Annotated in this window: 15 protein-coding genes; 5 read left to right on the top strand and 10 right to left on the bottom strand. The window is 71.8% G+C overall.

Translation table 11 applies throughout. The features are described 5' to 3' along the window. Window positions 1-64 precede the first annotated feature (64 nt). On the bottom strand, window positions 65-2,389 hold the full coding sequence (glgX, locus tag P2L57_RS01385; protein WP_372515568.1) for a glycogen debranching protein GlgX: 2,325 nt from the start codon (window positions 2,387-2,389) through the stop codon (window positions 65-67). 170 nt (window positions 2,390-2,559) lie between these two features. Here glgX and P2L57_RS01380 point away from each other — a divergent pair, with 170 nt between their 5' ends. The 4 genes from P2L57_RS01380 to P2L57_RS01365 all read left to right on the top strand — a co-directional run bounded on the left by P2L57_RS01380 (window position 2,560) and on the right by P2L57_RS01365 (window position 6,919). Next, window positions 2,560-3,795, top strand: coding sequence for a L,D-transpeptidase (locus tag P2L57_RS01380; protein WP_372515583.1), 1,236 nt, complete (start codon window positions 2,560-2,562; stop codon window positions 3,793-3,795). 283 nt (window positions 3,796-4,078) lie between these two features. Further along, window positions 4,079-5,314 carry a L,D-transpeptidase gene (locus P2L57_RS01375; RefSeq protein WP_275807582.1) on the top strand — a complete coding sequence of 412 codons (1,236 nt, stop codon included), beginning with the start codon at window positions 4,079-4,081 and terminating at the stop codon, window positions 5,312-5,314. A gap of 78 nt (window positions 5,315-5,392) precedes the next feature. Beyond that, entirely contained in the window at window positions 5,393-6,160 is a 768-nt protein-coding gene (locus P2L57_RS01370) for an enoyl-CoA hydratase/isomerase family protein (protein ID WP_275806800.1), read from the top strand. 264 nt (window positions 6,161-6,424) lie between these two features. Continuing rightward, window positions 6,425-6,919 carry an ATP-binding protein gene (locus P2L57_RS01365; RefSeq protein WP_275806797.1) on the top strand — a complete coding sequence of 165 codons (495 nt, stop codon included), beginning with the start codon at window positions 6,425-6,427 and terminating at the stop codon, window positions 6,917-6,919. Between the two features lie 391 nt (window positions 6,920-7,310). Here the strand turns inward: P2L57_RS01365 and P2L57_RS01360 are convergent, their stop codons facing one another. Then, the gene (locus P2L57_RS01360; protein WP_275806794.1) at window positions 7,311-8,525 is read right to left on the bottom strand and encodes a cytochrome P450; all 1,215 of its coding nucleotides are present in this window, start codon (window positions 8,523-8,525) and stop codon (window positions 7,311-7,313) included. After that, window positions 8,506-9,258, bottom strand: a complete 753-nt coding sequence (locus P2L57_RS01355; RefSeq protein WP_275806791.1) for a tRNA-dependent cyclodipeptide synthase — start codon at window positions 9,256-9,258, stop codon at window positions 8,506-8,508. The genes P2L57_RS01360 and P2L57_RS01355 overlap by 20 nt, the downstream gene beginning before the upstream one ends. Before the next feature lie 225 nt (window positions 9,259-9,483). Between P2L57_RS01355 and P2L57_RS01350 the strand changes: the two genes are divergently transcribed. Then, the gene (locus P2L57_RS01350) at window positions 9,484-10,719 is read left to right on the top strand and encodes a cytochrome P450 (RefSeq protein ID WP_275806788.1); all 1,236 of its coding nucleotides are present in this window, start codon (window positions 9,484-9,486) and stop codon (window positions 10,717-10,719) included. Between the two features lie 384 nt (window positions 10,720-11,103). Here P2L57_RS01350 and P2L57_RS01345 read toward each other — a convergent pair whose 3' ends face one another. The 7 genes from P2L57_RS01345 to P2L57_RS01315 form a co-directional block, all read right to left on the bottom strand. Continuing rightward, a complete protein-coding gene (locus P2L57_RS01345; RefSeq protein WP_275806785.1) occupies window positions 11,104-11,229 on the bottom strand; it encodes a PIN domain-containing protein in 126 nt (41 codons plus the stop codon). A gap of 33 nt (window positions 11,230-11,262) precedes the next feature. Next, window positions 11,263-11,448 (bottom strand): PIN domain-containing protein, encoded by a 186-nt coding sequence (locus P2L57_RS01340; protein ID WP_275806782.1) that lies wholly within the window; start codon window positions 11,446-11,448, stop codon window positions 11,263-11,265. 81 nt (window positions 11,449-11,529) lie between these two features. Beyond that, window positions 11,530-11,769, bottom strand: a complete 240-nt coding sequence (locus P2L57_RS01335; protein ID WP_275806779.1) for a ribbon-helix-helix domain-containing protein — start codon at window positions 11,767-11,769, stop codon at window positions 11,530-11,532. A gap of 114 nt (window positions 11,770-11,883) precedes the next feature. After that, complete coding sequence (locus P2L57_RS01330; protein ID WP_275806776.1) at window positions 11,884-13,137, bottom strand: TIGR02679 family protein; 1,254 nt, start codon at window positions 13,135-13,137, stop codon at window positions 11,884-11,886. Between the two features lie 2 nt (window positions 13,138-13,139). Then, complete coding sequence (locus tag P2L57_RS01325; RefSeq protein WP_275806773.1) at window positions 13,140-17,249, bottom strand: TIGR02680 family protein; 4,110 nt, start codon at window positions 17,247-17,249, stop codon at window positions 13,140-13,142. After that, a complete protein-coding gene (locus tag P2L57_RS01320) occupies window positions 17,246-18,511 on the bottom strand; it encodes a TIGR02678 family protein (protein ID WP_275806770.1) in 1,266 nt (421 codons plus the stop codon). Before P2L57_RS01320 ends, P2L57_RS01325 begins: the two co-directional genes overlap by 4 nt. Further along, the gene (locus P2L57_RS01315) at window positions 18,508-20,109 is read right to left on the bottom strand and encodes a TIGR02677 family protein (protein WP_275806767.1); all 1,602 of its coding nucleotides are present in this window, start codon (window positions 20,107-20,109) and stop codon (window positions 18,508-18,510) included. The genes P2L57_RS01320 and P2L57_RS01315 overlap by 4 nt, the downstream gene beginning before the upstream one ends. Window positions 20,110-20,226 lie beyond the last annotated feature (117 nt).

The following is a 20,226-nucleotide window of genomic DNA, read 5'->3' as shown; positions in this document are numbered from 1 at the left end:
CGCCCTCTCCGTCCCTCCCTCGATTGAGAGACTAGAGGTCACCGCTGACAACGCCCACGGGGTTTTATCGGGGTTCGGCCCGCAGCAGCAGCAGGCACCGCTCCGGAACGGTGATCGTGGTGCCCGCGCGGTACCGCCTCGGCCCGGACGGCTCCGCCGAGGCGTCCGGGCCCCGCGAGGTGTCGACCAGGACCTCGTAGGTACGCGCCCACGGCGGGCCCGGCAGGGTGAAGGGTGTCGGGGTGGCCGCGGCGTGCAGCACGGTCAGGAAGCTGTCGTCGTGGACCCGGCGGCCGGTGGGACCGTGCTGCGGAATGTCCTGGCCCGACAGATACATGCCAAGTGTGGCGGCCGGTGCGAACCAGTCCGCCTCCGTCATCTCCTCGCCCTGCGGTGTGAACCACGCCAGGTCCCGCAGCCCGCCCTGGCCCTGTGGCAGCCCGGAGAAGAAGGCCCGGCGGCGCAGCACCGGATGGTCGCGGCGCAGCGCGATCAGCCGTGCCGCCAGGTCGAACAGCTCACGCCACCGCGGCACGTCGAGCAGCGACCAGTCCACCCAACTGACCGTGTTGTCCTGGCAGTACGCGTTGTTGTTGCCGCCCTGGGTGCGGCCCATCTCATCGCCGGCGACCAGCATGGGCACACCGGTGGACAGCAGCAGCGTGCTCAGCAGGTTGCGCAACTGCCGCTGGCGCAGCTCCCGTACCGGCTCCGACGCCGTCTCGCCCTCCGCGCCGCAGTTCCAGGAGCGGTTGTCGTTCGATCCGTCCCGGTTGTCCTCGCCGTTGGCCTCGTTGTGCTTGCGGTCGTAGGAGACCAGGTCGCGCAGGGTGAAACCGTCGTGTGCGGTGATGAAGTTGACCGAGGCGTACGGGTGGCGGCCGCTCCACGCGTACAGGTCGCTGGAGCCGGACAGCCGGTACCCCAGGTCGGCGAGGTCCCCGCTGGCGCCCCGCCAGAAGTCGCGAACGGCGTCGCGGTAGCGGTCGTTCCACTCGGTCCACAGCGGTGGGAAGGCCCCCACCTGGTAGCCGCCCGAGCCGACGTCCCACGGCTCGGCGATCAACTTGACCCGCCGCAGCACCGGGTCCTGGGCGATGACCGCGAGGAACGGCGAGAGCATGACCGGATCCTCGTCGGCACGCATGCCTCGGGCCAGCGCCGCCGCGAGGTCGAAGCGGAAGCCGTCCACGCCCATCTGCGTCACCCAGTACCGTAGTGAGTCGGTGATCAGCCGCAGTACCTGCGGCTGCACCACGTGCAGGGTGTTGCCGCACCCGGTGTAGTCCGCGTAGCCGCGCGGGTCGTCGCCCAGCCGGTAGTAGCCGCGGTTGTCGATGCCGCGCAGGGAGAGCGTCGGCCCCAGCTCGCTGCCCTCGGCGGTGTGGTTGTAGACGACGTCGAGGATGACCTCGATGCCCGCCGCGTGCAGCGCACGCACCATCCGCTTGAACTCGCCGACCTGCTGGCCGCGGGTGCCGGAGGCACAGTAGGCGGCGTGCGGCGCGAAGTAGCCGATCGAGTTGTAGCCCCAGTAGTTGCGCAGGTTCCGGCGGAGCAGATGGTCCTCGTGCGCGAACTGGTGGACCGGCAGCAGCTCGACGGCGGTCACCCCCAGCTCCGTCAGGTGCCGGATCGCCGCGGGGTGCGCCAACCCGGCGTAGGTGCCGCGCAGTTCGGGCGGTATCTGCGGGTGGCGCATGGTGAAACCGCGTACGTGCAGCTCGTAGATGACCGAGTCGGACCACGGCGTCTTGGGCCGGTGGTCGTCCTCCCAGTCATCGTCGTCGTCCACCACGATGCCCTTGGGGACGAACGGGGCCGAGTCGCGGTTGTCCCGCACGGTGTCGGCGACCGGGCGGTCCGGCCAGTCCCGTACGTGCCCGTAGACCTCCGCGGGCAGCCCGAAGTCGCCGTCCACCGCCCGGGCGTACGGGTCGAGCAGCAGCTTTGCCGGGTTCCAGCGGGCGCCGGTCCACGGGTCCCAGCGGCCGTGCACCCGGTAGCCGTACGCCTGGCCGGGCCGTACGCCGGGCACGAAGCCGTGCCGCACCTCGTGTGTCAGCCCGGGCAGCGCCAGCCGGGTCTCGGTGCCGTCGGCGTCGAACAGGCACAGTTCCACCGCCTCCGCACCGCCCGCCCACAGCGCGAAATTGCTGCCTGGCGTGCCGTCAGGGCCGATATGGAAGCGCGCGCCGAGCGGTTCGGGTGCGCCGGGCCACACCGGACGTGGCGGGGCGTCAGGGCGCCGCTGGGCGGCGTCGGCGGCCGGTTGCGCCGGGTGGGTGATGCGGAGCGGGCCGGTCAGCGTCGGGACGGCGGCGCCGTTGCCGCTCGCGGTTCCGCCGGGAGCGGCGGTGGCCTGACCTTGATCGGGTGCGCTCGACACGTGGCGGCCTCCCGCGGCTCTACGGGACCGGCGGCGGTGTCCCGTACCGCGCGCGGTTCCGTTCTCCCTTATGGCTTCATGGTGTCATTCCCGGTTAAGGGGCCGTCCTCACGGAACCCGTAGTCCTGGAAGTCGTTGACCCCGGCGTGACGAGTGCAGTGGTTGCGTGGGTGCGCGGGGCGGTACGAAGGCTGCCGCGTACGGGATCGGTGGCCGGATGCGTGCTGGCCGGTGCGGTCGTGCTGGCCGGGTGCACTGGCGGCGGCGGCACCGGCAGCGGTGCGGGCGGGGACGGGCGCGGCACCGGCGCGGCCGCCCCGGCGGTCTCCCAGACGACGATCCGGATCACCCCGCGGGACGGCGCCTCCGGCGTACCGGCCACGGGGACGCTGTCGGTGACGGCCGAGGGCGGCGTGCTCACCCAGGTGAAGGTGGCGGACGCGGCCGGCACCCAGGTGCCGGGCCGGATCGATTCCGGCGGGCACGCCTGGCATCCGACGGGCAAGCTGGCGCTGGAGACCAAGTACACGGTGGACGCGCTCGCCGAGGACTCGGACGGGCGGCGGGCCGCCAAGCACGCGGAGTTCACCACTTTGGTGCCGCAGCACCGACTCATCGCCTTCTACACCCCGGAAGCGGGGGCGACGGTGGGCGCCGGCATGATCGTGTCGATCACCTTCAACCGCTCGGTGGCCGACCGCGCCGCGGTGGAGCGCGCGATCACCGTCACCGCCCAGCCCGCCGCCCAGGTGGCCCCGCACTGGTTCGGCGCCCAGCGGCTCGACTTCCGTCCGCAGCACTTCTGGACGCCCGGCACCAAGGTCGACCTGCGGCTGCGGCTGCGCGACGTGCAGGGCGCGCCCGGCGTGTACGGCAGCCAGCAGAAGGACGTGGTCTTCACCATCGGCCGCAGCCAGACCAGTGTGGTGGACGCCGAGGCGCACACCATGACCGTGCGCCGTGACGGGCAGGTGGTGCGCACCCTGCCGGTCAGTACCGGCAGCCCGGAGCACGCCACGTACGGCGGGAAGATGGTGATCTCGGAGAAGCTCCCGGTGACCCGGATGAACGGGGACACCGTCGGCTACGGCGGCGAGTACAACATCCCGGACGTGCCGCACGCCATGCGGCTCACCCAGTCCGGGACGTTCGTGCACGGCAACTACTGGTCGCCGAAGGACACCTTCGGCGCCGCGAACACCAGTCACGGCTGCGTCGGCCTGTCCGACGTCAAGGGCGGCGGCGCACAGACCCCCGCGGGCTGGTTCTTCGGCAGTTCGCTGGTCGGCGATGTGGTGGAGGTGGTCAACGCCCATGACGCGACCGTCGCACCCGACAACGGGCTCAGCGGCTGGAACCTGACGTGGGAGCAGTGGCTCGCGGGGTCGGCGGTGAGCTCCCCCTGATCCCACCCGGCTGAGGCCGAATGTCCGCCCTTCTGTACCCAGTTGCGGGCGGTTCGCAGCGGACTGGGACGGAACGGTGACAATCCCGTAGCTTCCTACGCACCATCAGTGTGGTTATCTATCGGCGAGCGTGGATGACGCCTGTGCGGGTGCGGTCAAGGCATCTCGGCGCATACACGGGGGATCAGTGCGAGTTCGACCGGGCAGGATCGCTACCGGGGCATGCCGTCAAGGCGGGCCCGGGGGCGGAAGCGGACGGTCGCGCGAGGGGAGAGACGAGTTGCTGTCACATCAGCCGCCGGTGCGGCGGTCCACCCGGGCGGCGTCGGGCGCCAAGCGGTCTGTGCTGGCCGGGGCGATCGGCGCGGTACTGCTGCTGGCGACCGCGTGCGGCGGACACGGTTCCGGTGGATCGGACAAGGCGGGTTCCGGCGGGTCGGACAAACAGGCTTCGCAGGCCGTGGTGAACGTCGCGCCGAAGGACGGCGCGACCGATGTCGCCACCAGCGGTGCGCTGAAGATATCCGTCGGCCAGGGCAAGTTGAGCCAGGTGACCGTCAAGGACGCCAAGGGCACCGCGATCGCGGGGAAGATCTCCGGGGACGGCACCAGCTGGGTGCCGGACAGCAACCTCAGTACCTCCACCAAGTACACGGTGGACGCCCTCGCCAAGGACTCGCAGGGCCGCGAGTCGGCCAAGCACGCCACGTTCACCACGGTCGTCCCGAAGGACAGCTTCATCGGCTTCTTCACTCCCGATGACGGCGCCACCGTGGGCGTCGGCACCGAGGTCTCGATCAACTTCAACCGGCCGATCGACGACACCAAGGCGGTGCAGAACGGCATCAAGGTGACCGCCTCCCCGTCCGTCCCGATCGTCGGCCACTGGTTCGGCAACCAGCGCATCGACTTCCGCCCGGAGTCCTACTGGGCGCCCGGTACGAAGGTCACCCTGAGCCTGAAGCTGAACGGCGTGCAGAGCTCGCCGGGCGTGTACGGCTCGCAGTCCAAGGACGTGCACTTCACCATCGGCCGCAACCAGGTCAGCTACGTTGACGCCGCCTCGCACGAGATGACCGTGACCCAGGACGGCAAGACGATCAAGACCATCCCGATCTCCGCGGGTGCCCCCGAGCACACCACGTACAACGGGAAGATGGTCATCAGCGAGAAGGACCCGGTGACCCGGATGGACGGCTCCACCGTCGGCTTCGGCGGCGAGTACGACATCAAGGACGTGCCGCACGCGATGCGGCTCAGCCAGTCCGGGACGTTCATCCACGGCAACTACTGGGGCAACACATCGGTGTTCGGCAGCGAGAACACCAGCCACGGCTGCGTCGGCCTGCACGACATCCGCGGCGGCGGTGACAACGGCAGCCCGGCGGCCTGGTTCTACGACCACTCGATGATCGGCGACGTGGTGGTGGTCAAGAACTCCAACGACAAGACGGTCGCGCCGGACAACGGCTTCAACGGCTGGAACATGCCGTGGTCGCAGTGGACCGCCGGTCAGTGATCAACCCTTAGCGGTGACATACGGTGAACGGCCCGCCCCGGCGGGCCGTTTGTCGTAGGCGGGCGCTACCGTCGGGCCATGACTGTTCACCTTGAGGCCGCCGACGGCGTCGGCATCATCCGCCTGGACCGTCCGCCGATGAACGCGCTGGACGTGGCCACCCAGGACCGGCTGCGCGAGGTCGCGGAGGAGGCCACCCGCCGCGAGGACGTACGGGCCGTCGTCGTATGGGGCGGCGAGAAGGTGTTCGCGGCGGGCGCGGACATCAAGGAAATGCAGGCCATGGGGTACGAGGACATGGCGGTGCGGGCCCGTGCGCTGCAGGACTCCTTCACCGCCGTGGCGCGCATCCCCAAGCCGGTGGTGGCCGCGGTGACCGGCTACGCGCTGGGCGGCGGCTGCGAGTTGGCGCTGTGCGCCGACGTACGGATCGCGGCGGAGAACGCCAAGCTCGGCCAGCCGGAGATCCTGCTCGGCCTGATTCCGGGCGCGGGCGGCACCCAGCGGCTGTCGCGCCTGGTCGGCCCGGCCAAGGCCAAGGACCTCGTCTTCACCGGCCGGATGGTGACCGCCGACGAGGCGTTGACCATCGGCCTGGTCGACCGGGTGGTCCCCGCCGAGAAGGTCTACGAGGAGGCGTACACCTGGGCGGCGAAGCTCGCCAAGGGCCCGGCGCTGGCGCTGCGCGCGGCCAAGGAGGCCGTCGACAGCGGCCTGGAGACGGATCTGGAGACCGGCCTGGCGATCGAACGGGGCCTGTTCGCCGGGCTGTTCGCGACCCAGGACCGCGAGATCGGCATGCGGAGCTTCGTCGAGGAGGGGCCGGGTAAGGCCAAGTTCGGCTGAGCCAGGGCCGGTTGGGCGGCCGTGTGGGTGACGGGCGGCAGCGGACATCAGCTTAAGGCCACCTTAAGAGAGGCTTAAGGGAGTCTGGTCCGCGACGGCTCGTCACCCTCGGTCCGCTGGTGATCACAGCAGGTGGGCGGGGCTGTGGAGGGGGTGCTGCTGCCTTCGGCATATGCCTTCGAGGTGGCCGGGAAGCATCGTTGGGGTGGGTTCAATTCCCCCGGTTCTGGCCCGAACCGGTGCTTGGGCGGCCATGATGAACGCATGGTGGGTCGGGGAGGATCTGAGCAGGCACAACGGGCGAGCATCACCGCGGCGGCGTGGGTGTCGATGCCGCCGGACCGGTACGACGCCAGCACTCTCGTACTGCTCGGCAACCCGTCGCTCGACGAGGTGCGGCTCACCTCGCGCCCGGAGTCCGCGTCCACCGCACGCCGGCTCACCCTGGCGGTGCTCCGGCTGTGGGCGCTGCCGCAGCTCGGTGAGGACTGCGAGTTACTGGTCTCGGAGTTGGTGGGCAACGCCGTCCGGCACACCGGGGCACGCACCTTCGGTCTGCGGATGCTGCGCCGCCGGGGCTGGATCCGCGTCGAGGTCCGCGACCCGTCCCGCGCGCTGCCCTGTCTGCTGCCGGTGCGGGAGTTGGACACCAGCGGGCGCGGGCTGTTCCTGGTCGACAAGCTCTCCGACCGGTGGGGGGTGGATCTGCTGCCCCGTGGCAAGACCACCTGGTTCGAGAAGCGGGTCGTCGAACGCTGACAAGAACGCTGACAAAAGAACGCTGACAAACGAGAAGCCCCCAGCGCCGGGTTGCGGACGCGATGGGGGCTTCTTCGTGACGCCGAGGAGCAAGGGGGGGTGTGGTCCACGGCGCACGTGGCACGACCGAGCCCGGGTCAATGGGGGCCGTTGTCGACGACTCTCGCACGGAGGGCGCGGAGGAGACAAGCGGGCATTTCGGGCGTAAGGCGCATAACCGGCGTAGCGCGGGTGGAATCGAAGGTGATACGCGCCACCACCCTTGAAAGTGGTGGCTAATGCTTGGTAATAGCCTTGCGGGGGCGTGAATCGGTATGCGGCATTAGGAACGAATAGCGGCGTTCCGGACGGCGGAGGGCTGCCCGGAACGCCGCATTTTATGCGGTTCGCTCTACCAGGTGACCGGCAGCCGCTCCGGCAGCCGCTTGATGAAGCCGGTACGCCAGACCAGCTGCCCCAGAGGCACGGCGAGCCGCAGTGACGGCAGCCGCTCCACCAGCGCCCCCAGCGCGACCCGCGCGTGCAGGCGGCCGAGCGCGGAGGCCGGGCAGAAGTGCGAACCGGCGCCGAACGACAGATGCGGGTTGTCCGCCCGGTCGAGGTCGAGCCGTTCCGGGTCCGCGAACACCCCAGGATCGAAGTTGGCGCCCTCGACCAGGACGAGAACCAGTTCTCCCGCCCTGACCAGCACATCGCCGAGCCGTACGTCCGCCGTCGCCAGCCGGGGCAGGCCGTCGCCGATGGACAGGTTGTAGCGCAGCAGCTCCTCGACCGCGCGCCCCACCGACTCCGGTTCGTCCCGGAGCCGCCGCACCAGCGCCGGTTCGCGGACCAGCGCCAGGACGGCATGGACCAGGAACGCCGACGTACTCACCGCACCGGCGCCGAACAGCGAGACCGCCACGGTCGCCAACTGCTCGTCCGACGGCCCACCGCCGTCCTCCGGCGCGCGCAGCGCGGCGAACCGGCCCAGCAGGCCGCCGCCGTTCGGTTCGGCCTGGCGCAGCCGCTCCAGCATGTAGCCGTGGTCCTTGCGCCAGCTCGCCGTCGCACCCGCGAACGGCCGCGCACTGGTCATGAACGCGATGTCCAGTCCTGACATCAGCCGCCGCCAGTCCGCGTACGGCACCCCGATCACCTTGCAGTGCAGCGCCGCCGAATACGGATCGGCGAAGCCGGCCCGCAGATCGACCGGGGCGCCCTCGGCCACCAGGGCGTCGATCAGGTCGTGCGCCCGGTCGCGCAGCCAGTCGGCCAGGCCGGGATCCGAACGCGGTGCGAGCGACCTCATCACGGCTTCGCGCAGTCCGGCGCTGTGTATCTCGCCCATGTTGTCGACGACCTCTGGGGGAATCGTCAACGCGTACTGCCGGGGGACTCCCGGGGCCGCCGTGTGCCGCAGGCTGAACCGCTCGTCCTCCAGCACCTGTTTGGCGAGTGCGTAACTGCTCACCAGCCAGGCCACGTCGCCGGTCAGTGTGCGGACCCGTGCGACGGGCCGCTTTTCGCGCAGCCACGCGCATTCGGCCGGAACCGCGTCCCCCCGCCGGGAGAACGGGAATTCCAGCGGCAGGTCCGCGCCCCCCTCACGCTGCTCGACGGTCATCGCGCACCGTCCTTTCCGGCCGGACCACCGCGTACGCCTGGTTACGGGTCGCCCGCAGCCCCCCACCGCGCCCGTACAGCACTTCGGTGAGCGGCAGGACGACGTGATAGCAGCACACCGACGAGGGCACCCGCAGAATGCTGGGGGTGTCGATGAAGAACGGCAGCTCGGCGGCGATGTAGTCGCGGCAGGCCCGCAGTTGCTCCGCGGTGGCGGGCTGGCCGGAGTCCACCAGCCGGGGCGCGAGGAACTGCTGGATCATCGCGTCGCAGCCCTGGCGCAGTTCGGCGTCGTGGTCGAGCAGGAAGTCCACCCGGCGGCGCAGCAGCCGGTACTCCGGATGACCGGTGAATTCCGACAGCGCGCTGACCCGGATGCGATCCGCGGCGCCGGACACCTCAACTCCGCGCAGGATTCTCCGCCGTACCGCCTTGATCTCCTTGATGGCGCGGCGGGCGGCATGCTCGGGCGTGTACCCGAACGCGGCGAACAACGCGTCGACGTGGAGATCGGCGTGGACGAAGTCCACCTTCTCGAAACGGCGTGCCGCCCACTGTGCGAGAGCGCAGATGCGCGGTGCGGAGAAGTAACTGTTTCCCGGGCTCACGCCGATGAGGACATGGTCACCCTCCTCCCAGATGACCTGGCAGGCGGTGGTGAACGGGAAGACCTCGAATTCTTCCTCAGGCTCTGTCGTGCGGGTCTCAGCCAGCATGATTTGGCTGGTGCGCAAGGCAGTTTCACCTCTCGTGCCGCATGTCCCTGGGAGCCTCGTGCTCCTGGTGTGGCGGCAGCGACCCGAAGTTACCTCGCCACGCCGGAGGGTGACCGTCACCGTCCGACGTTGGCTGGAAGTATGGGCTGGGCGTCCTGAATTGATCGATCGACACCTCTATGAGCATGAACGCCCCCACGGCGGTCGACCAGACCGACCCCGCAGACCGCAGGAGACCCGTCCATGACCTCCGGCACCTTGCTCCAGCAGATCACCGACTACGCCAACCGCGCCAACCCGTATCCGCTCTACGCCGAACTGCGCAGGACGCCGGTGGCCCGCCAGGACGACGGCACCTACCTGGTCGGCACGTACCACGAGATCATCAGCCTCCTGCACGACCCGCGGCTCAGCTCGGACATCCGCAACCTCGTCGGCCGCGGCGGCGGGCTGGCCGCGGAGGAGGAGTCCGGACTGCCGCCCTCCTTCATCAGGCTCGATCCGCCCGAGCACGACCGGCTGCGGCGGCTCGCGATGCGGGCGTTCGGGCCGCCGCACAGCCCGAGGAGGGTGTTCGACATGCGGGGGGAGCTGCTGCGGATCATCTCCGACGTCATCGACGAACTGCAGGGCAAGGAGCAGGTGGACCTGGTCGACGAGGTCGCCTACCCGTTCCCGGTCACGGTGATCTGCCGCCTGCTCGGCGTTCCGCGCGAGGACGAATCCCGCTTCCACGGCTGGGCCGACGCCGTCGTCGCGGGTCTGGACCCCACGGGGGACGAGGGCCAAGCGGACCGGCAGCGCGCCGCCCAGCAGGCCAGGATCGAACTCGGCGGATACCTCGGCGGACTCATCGAGGAGTACCGCCGCAGCCCCAGCGACGACATGCTCTCCGTGCTCGCCACCGACCACGGCCCGGACGGGAGGATGTCACCGATCGAACAGATCACCACCGCGGTACTGCTCCTCATCGCCGGTCATGAGACCACCGTCAACCTCATCACCAACGGCATGCTGACCATGCTGCGGCAGCCGGAGCATCTCAAACGGCTCGCGGACGACCCCGATCTGGCATCCCCCCTCGTCGAGGAACTGCTGCGCTACGAGCCGCCGGTCCAACTGCTGCCGCAGCGCGTCGCGTTGGCCGACGTCGACATCGCGGGAACCGTCATCCCCGAAGGCTCGTCCGTCTGGCTCGCCCTGGCGTCCGGCAACCGGGACCCGCGGCGCTTCAGCGAGCCCGACCGCTTCGACCCCGATCGCCGGGACAACCAGCATCTGGGCTTCGGCAGCGGGATCCACATCTGCTTCGGAGCACCGCTCGCCCGGCTGGAGGCACAGTTCGCGCTCACCGAACTCGCGCGCAGACTGCGCAACCCCCGACTGGTCGCGGACCCGCCCCCCTACCGGCGCAACCCGATCCTGCGCGGCCCCCGCCATCTGCCCGTCGCCCTGGACGGTGTCCAGCCCCGGGGGTGACCCCGCGGCTGAGGAGCCGGGCCGAACGGCGGCTCGTCGGCGACCGGGGCCAGTCCGACGTAGCTCCCCTCGCGGACGGCCATGTCCTCGGTCACCGCAGGGAGTTGGCCCATCGGGCATCGGGCATCGGGCATCGGGCATCGGGCATCGGGCATCGGGCATCCGTCGCACTCGCCGCCTGGCCGGGCGAATACCGCCCCGGGAGCGGGATCGCGTCCGAGCGGACGAGCATCGGCGGCGCGGGCGCCTTCGGGATCACAGTGGACGGAGACCGAGTCAGACCCTTTGGCCGCGCCGACCCAGGCTTATGGGGCAATTCCTTGATCCACGGCAACGTCAGGGACTTCTCAGGGACTTTCTCACCGGCGTACCGCCGGGCGCTGTCTACAGGTCGTCGGGCAGTAGCCGGAACGCCTTGTGCGGGGTGAGTGGACGCACCGCGCGGAAGTCGCGGCGGTCCAGCGTCAGTACGGCGTCGGTGCGATACTCGGCCGCCAGCGCGATGTTCACCGCGTCGGCGAGGTCTAGGTCCAGGTCGGCGTGTCACCGCTGGACGGCTTGTGCTGCGCCCAGGATTTCGGTGCTGGTCTCTGGGACCTGGAATCGCAGGCTGTGCACCTGCGTGAGGATGAACGCGATGATCGTGGTCCGGGCGGTGGGCCCGAAGCGGACCTTGGCCAGGTGGTCGACCTCCGCGAGCACCAGCGGGGAGATGATCACCGGCATCACGCAGTACGCCCTGGCAGGTAGCGGCCTCGGGGGCATTCCGGTCGGAGGCGGCGATGATGCCGGAGGTGTCGGCGATTACGATCACCGCCTGGAGGCTCCCCTGGCGACCGCCGCGGTGACCTCTTCGCCGGTGACCGGTTCACCGCTGCCGTCGAAGGTGGGCCAGTCGAAGGGCTCGTCCCAGACACGGTTTGCCATGGCCGCCAGGTGAATGCCTTCGCGGATGATCTCCGCCTCGGGGATGCCCCGACGGCTTGCGGCTTCCTTGATGAGGGCGAGATCTTCGGGGTCGGCGTAGACGTTGGTCCTCTTCATGGACATGTACCGACGCTAATACATGTGCCATCTTGACGGTGAGGCGCCGGTGGGTCTGGCCCGGGGGCCCTCGTCGGCTGCCCGAGTCACCGACCGGGCTCGACCGGGAGCTGAGCGGCCCTATGACTGGCGGAGGTCGGCGAGTAGTCGGTCGATCAGGTGTTCCTCCTCGACGCGGATGCCGTGGCGGGCCATGGCAGTGCTCAGGGCAGGGTCCCAGGGCGTGGGGATCGGGGATCCGGTGGTGAGCGGGGCGCCGAGGCCGCGTTCGACGGCGGTCAGGTAGGAGGGGGTGTCGTACCGCCAGGGTGTGGCGGTCGGCAGGCGCAGCACACTGGTGGCGATCCGGAAGCCGCCCCAGTCGAAGTCGCCGTGGTAGGCGATGGGGCAGTCCTGGTCGGAGAGGTGGCGCAGGAGGGTGCGCGCGGCGGCGGAGAGGTTGCCCTCGACGCAGACCAGGGGAGGGCAGTGGGGGCCGAGTTCGTCCGCTGCCGCGGCGAGGACGGCCGGGTTCTCGCAGACCCGCACGGTGCGCCCGGCCAGCCCGAGATCGGCCGGCTGCCGGGTGAGCTGGCGAAGTGTCAGCAGGCACGGTTCACCGTCTTCGTGCGCGGCGGCGAGGACACGGCCGGGCGTGGTACGCGGTGAACCGGGCAGGCCGAGGACGAGGACCCGCGAGGAGAGTTCGTCCAACGCCACGCCGACGGTGGCCCAGGCCGCTCGGCGGCCTTCGGCGCCGGTGGTGGCCTCGGCGGGCAGTGCGGCGAGGGCGCGGACGGCCGACAGGACGACCGCGGCGAGCGGGCGGCCGTCGTCCAGTGCGTGGGCGTCGCCGAGGGTGCGGGCGGCGAGGACGGGGAGGGTAAGACCGTCGGCCGGAAGCGCGGAGAGTACCCGTACCGTGTCGGCGGCAAGTCGGCGGGCGGTGGTCGGGTCGGCTTGCGAGAGGCGCTTGAGCAGGCCGGTCGACTCCACCTTGGCTCGCCAGGGTACGAGTTCGGGCCGGTCGGTGACGGCGGGGTGGTCGAGTTCGGCCAGCGCCTGCTGCCAGGCGGCGGCGAGGGCGGCGTCCTGGGCTCGTTTGTCGGTGACCGGACCGGTGAGGGCGACCACGGCAGCCGCGAGGCCGTCCGGGCAGGCCAACGACTCGCGCAGGACGCGGTCGACCTCGGCCAGCGGCACGGTCAGGGAGGTGCCCGCCCGCAGGCGGCGGCCGAGCAGCAGCTCGACCGCGCGGCGCTGTGCAGGGGTGGCGGCCTTGAGGGTGGCGGGGGTGTCCAGCGGCCGCAGGGCGGCCATTCGGTCGCGGGCGCGTTCCAGCAACCAGGCGGTCTCGGGGCCGCCGAGGAGGCGCCGCAGGCGGGGAAGATCCATGGTCAGGCGAACAGGCCCGCCTGGCGCTGGCCCGGCACTTCGGCGTCGGGGATGCGGGTGCGCCGGCGGCCGTCCCACTCCCAGCGGGTGACCAGGACGGCTGCGATCTCGTCCACGCGGGAGAGCTGGGCGATGGCCAGGCCCGGGACCTGCGGGTAGCAGCCCCATTCGCGTTCGGAGGTCATCACCACGTCCAGGTCGAAGGCTCCGAGCAGACCGAGGGACTTGGCACGGGAGTCGTCGTCCACACCGGCGAACGCCTCGTCCAGGGTGACCAGGCGCGGGGCGTGCGGGGTGCCAGCCGAGGCGTAGTGGGAGGAGGCGGCGGCGAAGAGCGGCAAGGAGACGGACAGCACCCGCTCGCCGCCCGAGGCCGGTCCGGTGGCCGACTGCCACCTGCCGTGCTGGTGCCGCTCGATACCGAACTCGTGCCACGCACGGTAGTCCAGGGCCGTGGTGAGGTGTTCCAGCCAGGTGCCGGCCGGGTTGTCGGTGCGGGCACGCCCGATCTGGGCTTGGAGGAACTCGCCCAGGGCGGCGCGGTCGGCGGCGTTCCAGGCGTCGGAGGACTGGCGCAGCAGCCGGTCGCGGGCGGCGGTCAGACCGCCGGGGGCGTTGCGGGCGGGGCGCCAGACCAGACGGAGCAGCATGCCGGTACTGGTCGGGCGGTCCTTGAGCTCCTCGTTCATCCGCAGCACCTGCTGCTCGGCGGCGCCGACGAGTTCCTGAAGGTTTCCGGCCACCTCGGTGATCAGGTGATTCTCGAGGATTTCCTGCTCGCGGGCGGAGAGCAGATGCTGGCGGTCGGCGACCTCGGTGCTCAGCGCGGCGGCCAGCTCGGGGACTGAGCGTTCGCGGCCCTGGAAGACGATGTCGACCACCAGGCCGTCCTCCAGCATCCGGGCGGCGGCCGTGTGGCCATGGCGGGCGAGCGCGTCGGATAGCTCCTTGAGCTCCTCGGTGATCTTGCGCTGAACGCGCTCCCAGGCCGGGTCGGAGTCGTCCACGGACTCCAGTTCGCGCTCGACGGCGCGGGCGAGGCGGACGGCGGGTTCGGGCGCCCACGAGTCGGAGGTGATCTCCAGGCCGGGCAGGGCGACGGCGAGCAGGCCGGTGGCGGCGAAGCGGCGCAGCGCGTCGATGGCCTCGGCGCGGGTCCGGCCGGCCTCCTCGATCTCGGCGCGGACCCGGCTGCGCACGGCGTCGGCGGCGGCCCGGCGACCGGTGGCGGCGTTCTGCTCGCGGTGGGCGGCGCGCTCGGCCTCCTCGCATGCGCGCAGCGCGGCGGCCACGTCGGCGAGTTGGCGTTGCAGCTCGGCGACGGCGGCGCCGACGGTGGCGGCGAGCGTCTCGTGGCGCTCCGCGGCGCCGACGGCCTCGCGTGCCGCCATGCGGGAGCGCTCGGCGAGCTCGGCGGTGTGCTCTGCGGCGCGGGTGTGGTCGCTCTGCTCGGCGGCGAGTGCGGCGCGGGCGGCTCGGGCCTCGCGTACGGCGGGCCAGAGCGCCGCCAGGGTTTCGCGGTAGCCGCCGAGGGCTTCGCGCATCTCGCGCAGGCCGGTGGCGGTAGTGGGCACACCGAGCTCCTCGGCGAGGCAGCGCAGTTCGGCCGTGGCCTGCTCGGCGGCTGCGGCGGCCTCGGCGGCTGCGTGCTCGGCCGCCTCTCGGCGCTCGGCGGCGCGGGAGTGCTCCCGGTGGGCCGCCGCCACGGCGGCGTGCGCACCCCGCAGGGCGGCGTCGTCCGGCAGGGCCTGTTCGGCGGCCAGGGTGCGCACGTCCGCGTCGAGGCTCTCGAAACGAGCCGCGAGGCGGTCGAACAGGTCCGCAATCTGGGCGAGTTCGGCTTCGATGGCGGTGATCCGGGCGCGCCGCGCCTGCTCGCGGGCGCCCTCGCCGAGGTACTCGGCAGCCGGCTTGGACCAGGCGCCGGTGAGCGCGCCGAGGCGAAACCGGCCATCCAGGCCGATCCAGCTACCGGTGCCGGGGAGCAACTCGTCCGGCCCGAGCAGGCCGATGCCGGCCAGCAGCCGGGCGACCAGGTCGTTCGGCAGGGCCGCCGCGGCCGGGTCGTCACGATTCACCGCCGGGCGCAGGACGCCCGCCAGCGAGGGGCCGTCCAGCGGCGCGCCCACGGTGGCGAGGGTGTCCCAGGTGCCGGCGGCGACGACCGTGCCGTCCGGGCCGATCCAGGCGTCCAGCAGTCCGGATGCCTCCAGCGCCGCCTCCAGAGCAGCCTTCTGGTCCTCCGCCAGGCTCTCGTCGGCGAAGTCGACCAGGCGCCACAGCGGTGCGCCGGGGCGGTCCCGCCGCGCCTCGGGGGAGCGAGTGTGCGGGGCGCGCGGGGCGCGCTGGCCTCCGGCGCGCAACTCGGACAGTTCGGCCTGAAGCCGGTCGCGGAGCTCTTGCGCCTCCTGCTGCTCGGCCTCCAAGACGGCGCGGCGGCGGGCGAGTTCGGCATTGATCGCGGAGGCCGCCTGCTGTGCGGCCATCCGGGACGGGTCGGCGCCGACCAGCGTCTCGACCCACTGGGCGAGGTCGTCGAGCACACCCTCGGGGTCGGCTGGGCGGAGCAGGGCGCACCCGGTGAAGTGCGCGCGGACGGCCGCGAGGTAGTCATGACCGGCCTGCGCCGCGCTCTCCTCGGCGTCGGCCCGCAGCTCGGTGCGGTGGGCCAGTTCCGCGTCCGCGTCCTCCAACTGGCGGCGCGACCGGTCAAGTTCGCGCAACGAGCCTTGGGCGGCTGCCAGGTGCTCCTCGACCAAGGCGATCGAACGCAGTCGGCGGGCGGTGAACTCGGCGGCGCCGCGCTGGGCGCTTTGGGGGGTCTCCTCCTGTGCGAGCGGGAGGACGACCCGGTCGGCGTGCTCCCGCTCCAGCCGGGCGGCCGCCGCCGCCTCACCGGCCCGGGCCAGTGCGGCCTCCTGGGCACGCTCGGCCGCCTCCGCCCGGGAGCGCGCGGCACCGAGCCGGGCGGCGAACCTGGCCAGCTCGTCCTCGGCCCTTGCGCGGTCGGTCTCGGCGCGCCCGGCGTCCCGGGCGGTGCGCTCGGCCAGCTCGGCGGCCTGTTCCAGCTCCCGGGCACTGCGCATCTCCGGCCCCGCCCGCAGCACCTCGTCCCGGGCGCGCAGGCCCGCCCGCCGCTGGTCGAGCTCTACCAGCCGGGCCGCGGCCTCAGCGAGCGCCGTGCCGGCTGCCTCGAACTCCTGCTCGGCGGTGTTCAGGTCGGCGCGCAGCGCCTCGTAACGCGAATGCCGTGTGCGGGGCGTTCGGGCCTTGCGCCGGGCGGCGACCTGCGCGTACCGGCGGTAGTGCTGGAGAAAGGCATGGGCAGCGCGCTCGGCGGCGACCATCGCCGCCAACTGGTCCTTCTCCTCGTCCAGAGACCGGAACGCCTCGGCGACGTCCGCGATCACAGCCTGGTCCATCGGCGGCAGCGACTCGGTGAGCGCCTGGGAGAGCGCCTTCTCGCTCGGCCGCTTGGACAGCTGCGGCTGGCGCAGCTGGATCAGCAGGTCGACCAGGGCCGCGTACCGCTGCTCGCCGAGGCCGAACAGCGCCTCGTCCACCGCCCGGCGGTAGGCCCGCGCCGAGTCGTACACCAGGCCACGACCGTCCAGGGCCTCGGCCAGCCGGTCCCGGGTGATCGCGGCGCCGGTGGAGTCCAGCAGCCTCAGCTCCGGGCCGATCCGCTGGTCGGTGACGAAGAACCAGTGCCGGGCGATGCCCCGGCCGGACACCGCCTTCAGGCCGCAGCCCAGGGTGGTGTAGTGCGTGGTGCCGTCCTCGTCGAGGCGGCCGAACTCGATCCAGGTGTAGCCGAGCCGCTCGGGGTGCGGGTGCTCGCCGCCGAGCAGGAGGTTCCACTCCATCCGCTTCTTGGGATCGGCGTCAGGCTCCACCCGGTGCGCGGATAGGTCGCCGTCCAGCAGGAAGGGCAGGGTCAGGGCGAGCACCTTGGACTTGCCGGTGCCGTTGTTGCCGCGCAACAGCAGGCGGCCGGCGCGGAAGTGGAACTCCTCGACGTCGTAGTAGAACAGGTCGACCAGGCCGACCCGCAGCGGCTGCCAGCGGGTGCGGCCGGGGGACGGCAGCAGTGTCCCGGCAGTCGTGTTCATCGGGTCCTCTTGCCCTTCGTGCTCTTCGCGGATTTCTGACGGCCTTTCCTGGGGGCGCTCTGGCCCGGCTCCAGCAGGATCGCCTCGCCGACGCGGTAGCGGTCCAGTGCGGGGCGGGCCCGGACGGCGGGGGCTCCGTCGGCTGCCGTCGCCCGCTCCAGCAGCCCGAGCGCGACCAGCCGCTCCACGGCCTGCTCGGTCAGCTCGGTCTCGGCGCCGGGAACGGTCGCGCTGCGCCGCCAGAACCCGGCATGGTCCAGCGCCCACGCGGTCACCTGCCGGTGGAGCTCCGCCAGCGGGACGGTGCCGCCCCTCCCCGCCAGGTACTCGGCGACCAACAGCGCCACATGTCCGTCGGTACCCTGTTCCGGCATCCGAAGATCCGTCAGGTCATCGTCCGGGTCCACCATCGCGACGCCCTCGGCCCTCACCTCCGGCACCAGGCCGGTGAGCTCACCGATCCGCCGGGTCAACGCGCCCCGCTGCGAGGCGAGATACGCGCTCTCGGCCTCCGACAACTCGTCCAGGTACAGCACCGGATCATCCAGCAGCCGCCGGGTCAGGGTGTGGCGCAGCGCGCGATTGCGCAGCTCGTCGCTGTCCGGCAGCACCTCGGCGTTGAGCTCGGCAAGCCGCTCCTCGAAACCGTCGGCACGCACGGTGCTCGGGCCGCGCCGGGACACCAGGAGCCCCGCCAGCACGCGGCGGTCCACGTCATACAGGGCGTCACCGGCCGCCTTGAGGAACGCATCCTCATCCCCGGCGACCTTGGCCAGCACGCCCCACTGCAGCAGCAGCCGGACGACCGCCACCAGATCGGTGCGCTGTTCGCGGTCGGCCAGCGTGAAGTCGATGCCCGCCGCCTCCAGTGCCGGGTCCGCCGCCGCGAGCACGGCCTGCTCCGCCAGCCGCCCCAGGGCGATCTGGTGCTCGGCGCGCTCCAGCACCGCCAGGCACAGACAGACCAGGACGTAGCGCCGCCGGGAGAACGGAAGCCAGGTGCGCTGATCCCGCGCCGGGTGGCTCGGATCGGTGCCCCGCCCCGGGATGCGGCGCAGCCGGGCCACCTCGGAGTCCACCAGTAAGGCCCAGCCCGTGTTGCGCTCGAACCACGTCCGCAGTTCGGCCGCGTGCTGCCGAACCAGCCGGAACTCGTCACTGCCCGCACGCAGCAGCGGTCGGCGCAGCAGCGCTCGTGCGGCCCGCCGGACCTCCTCGGCCCGCTGCGCGGCGAGGGCGTCACCCAGCCGGTCGTCACTCACCACCCGCTACCGACCGGTTCGCGCTGCGCCGCCAGGTCGATGATCTCGACCACGTGCTCCGGACCCCGCAGGATGCCGTCGAGAGTGTGGATCTCGGCGACCCCGCCGCCGCGCAGCCTGGTCAGCTTGATCTCCATCGTCCCGTCGTTGGTCGTAGCCGACACCGACTCCATGCCCGGCCGCCACGCCGACAGCGCGTCGCCGAGCAGCAGCAGGAACAACCGGAAGGCATCCCGGTCCAACTCGCCGAGGTCGCTCAGGCGCACCTCTCCCCGGGTGGCCAGCCGGGCGCGGGCGGCCGCCGTCTGCCCGGCCTGCTTGCGGGACAGCTCCGCCAGGTACGCCTTCGCCTCGGTCCGGTCCTGCACCGCCCTGGCCCGGCCGCGCCGCTCGTACGAACCGGTTCGGCGGAGCTGTGGGCTGATCCGCACGCCCGGCGCGTCGTACCAGGACGCGGCGGCGGGTGCCGGCTCGGCCTCCTGCTCGGCCAGCGACTCCTGGTCGATCGTCAGATGCCGGGACGAGTACAACCCGAAGGCGGACCGCCACAGCCGGTGACGGGCTTCGTCATCGGGTGCCTCGGCGAACCAGCGGGCGAGCTCCCGGAAGTCGGCCGAGCGGTCCGACCGTCCGGCCCGCCGCTCGTTCAACGCCTGGACCACAGCGAGCAGCTGGGGAATCGACTGGCGGGCGGCCGAACGCAGCAGCTTGGCCTGGGAGTTGCGCCCCGGCACACTCAGGAACCACGCCCGCAGCCCGTCCCAGCGCCCATGCCAGCGCCGCTCGGCGGCAGCCAGCGCCTCGGCGGCGGCATCCGGAGCCGCGTCCGACGCCTCGCGCTCGGCGGCCAGCCGCAGCAGCGGTCCGACCGGACCCTCCGGCGGCGCGCCCAGCTCCGCCAGCAGGCCGGCGATCTCCGAACCCCGGGTGACCAGGTCCTCGATGAACCGCTCCAGGTACTCGATCAGCCGCTGTTTGTAGGCGAGGAACACCTCCACCTCGGCCTCGTGCAGATCGACCGTCCGCTGCAGCGAGTTCATGAACGCCCGGGCGTTCTCCGCCAGCCCCGAGAAGCGGTCCACCAGCGACAGCAGAGACAGGTGCGCCACGGCCGGGTCGGGTTCGGGCCGCTGGGCCAGCGCCAGCAGCGCCCGCAACTGCACCGTGATGTCGGCCAGCGCGACCGCCTGCAGCTCACCGCGCCGGCCCAATGCCTCGTCGTACGCCGCCAGCGCCTCCTCGGCGGCCTCACCGGCACGGGTGAGCTGGTAGATGTGGCGGGCGCGGTAGAAGTCCTCCAGTGCGGTGACCCGGCTGGTGTCCGGATCGGCCCGCAGGTTGCCCCACTTGGCGAGCCGCTCCAGCGCGGTTGCCACCGATTCCAGCGGCGGACGGGCGTCCGGCGGCAGCCCCAAGTGCACGTCCTCCGGGCGCAGATGGACGGTGAACTCCTGCTTGGCCCGCACGAAGACCCCTACCACCTGGCGGTAGAGGGCGCAGTTGTCGGTGGTGAGGTGGGCGAACGGCCGATATGGCTCCTCGTCCCGGCCCGGGTCGCCGGTCGGCGAGTTCGCAAGCGGGTCGGTGACGCTGGACATGGCCTCCATTGTGCCGGAAGGCCGAGCGCACTCTGTCCGCTTCCCGAGCCCGGCCGATCCACCTCCTTCCGCTCTTGTAGCATCACGCGACCCGGCGCCGCGGCCAGTAGGCGCAGT

It is taken from the genome of Streptantibioticus ferralitis, assembly GCF_029223525.1.
GTDB lineage: Bacteria > Actinomycetota > Actinomycetes > Streptomycetales > Streptomycetaceae > Streptantibioticus_A > Streptantibioticus_A ferralitis.
Note: the sequence above shows the minus strand (reverse complement) of the source record. Positions and strands in the feature narration are given on the sequence as shown.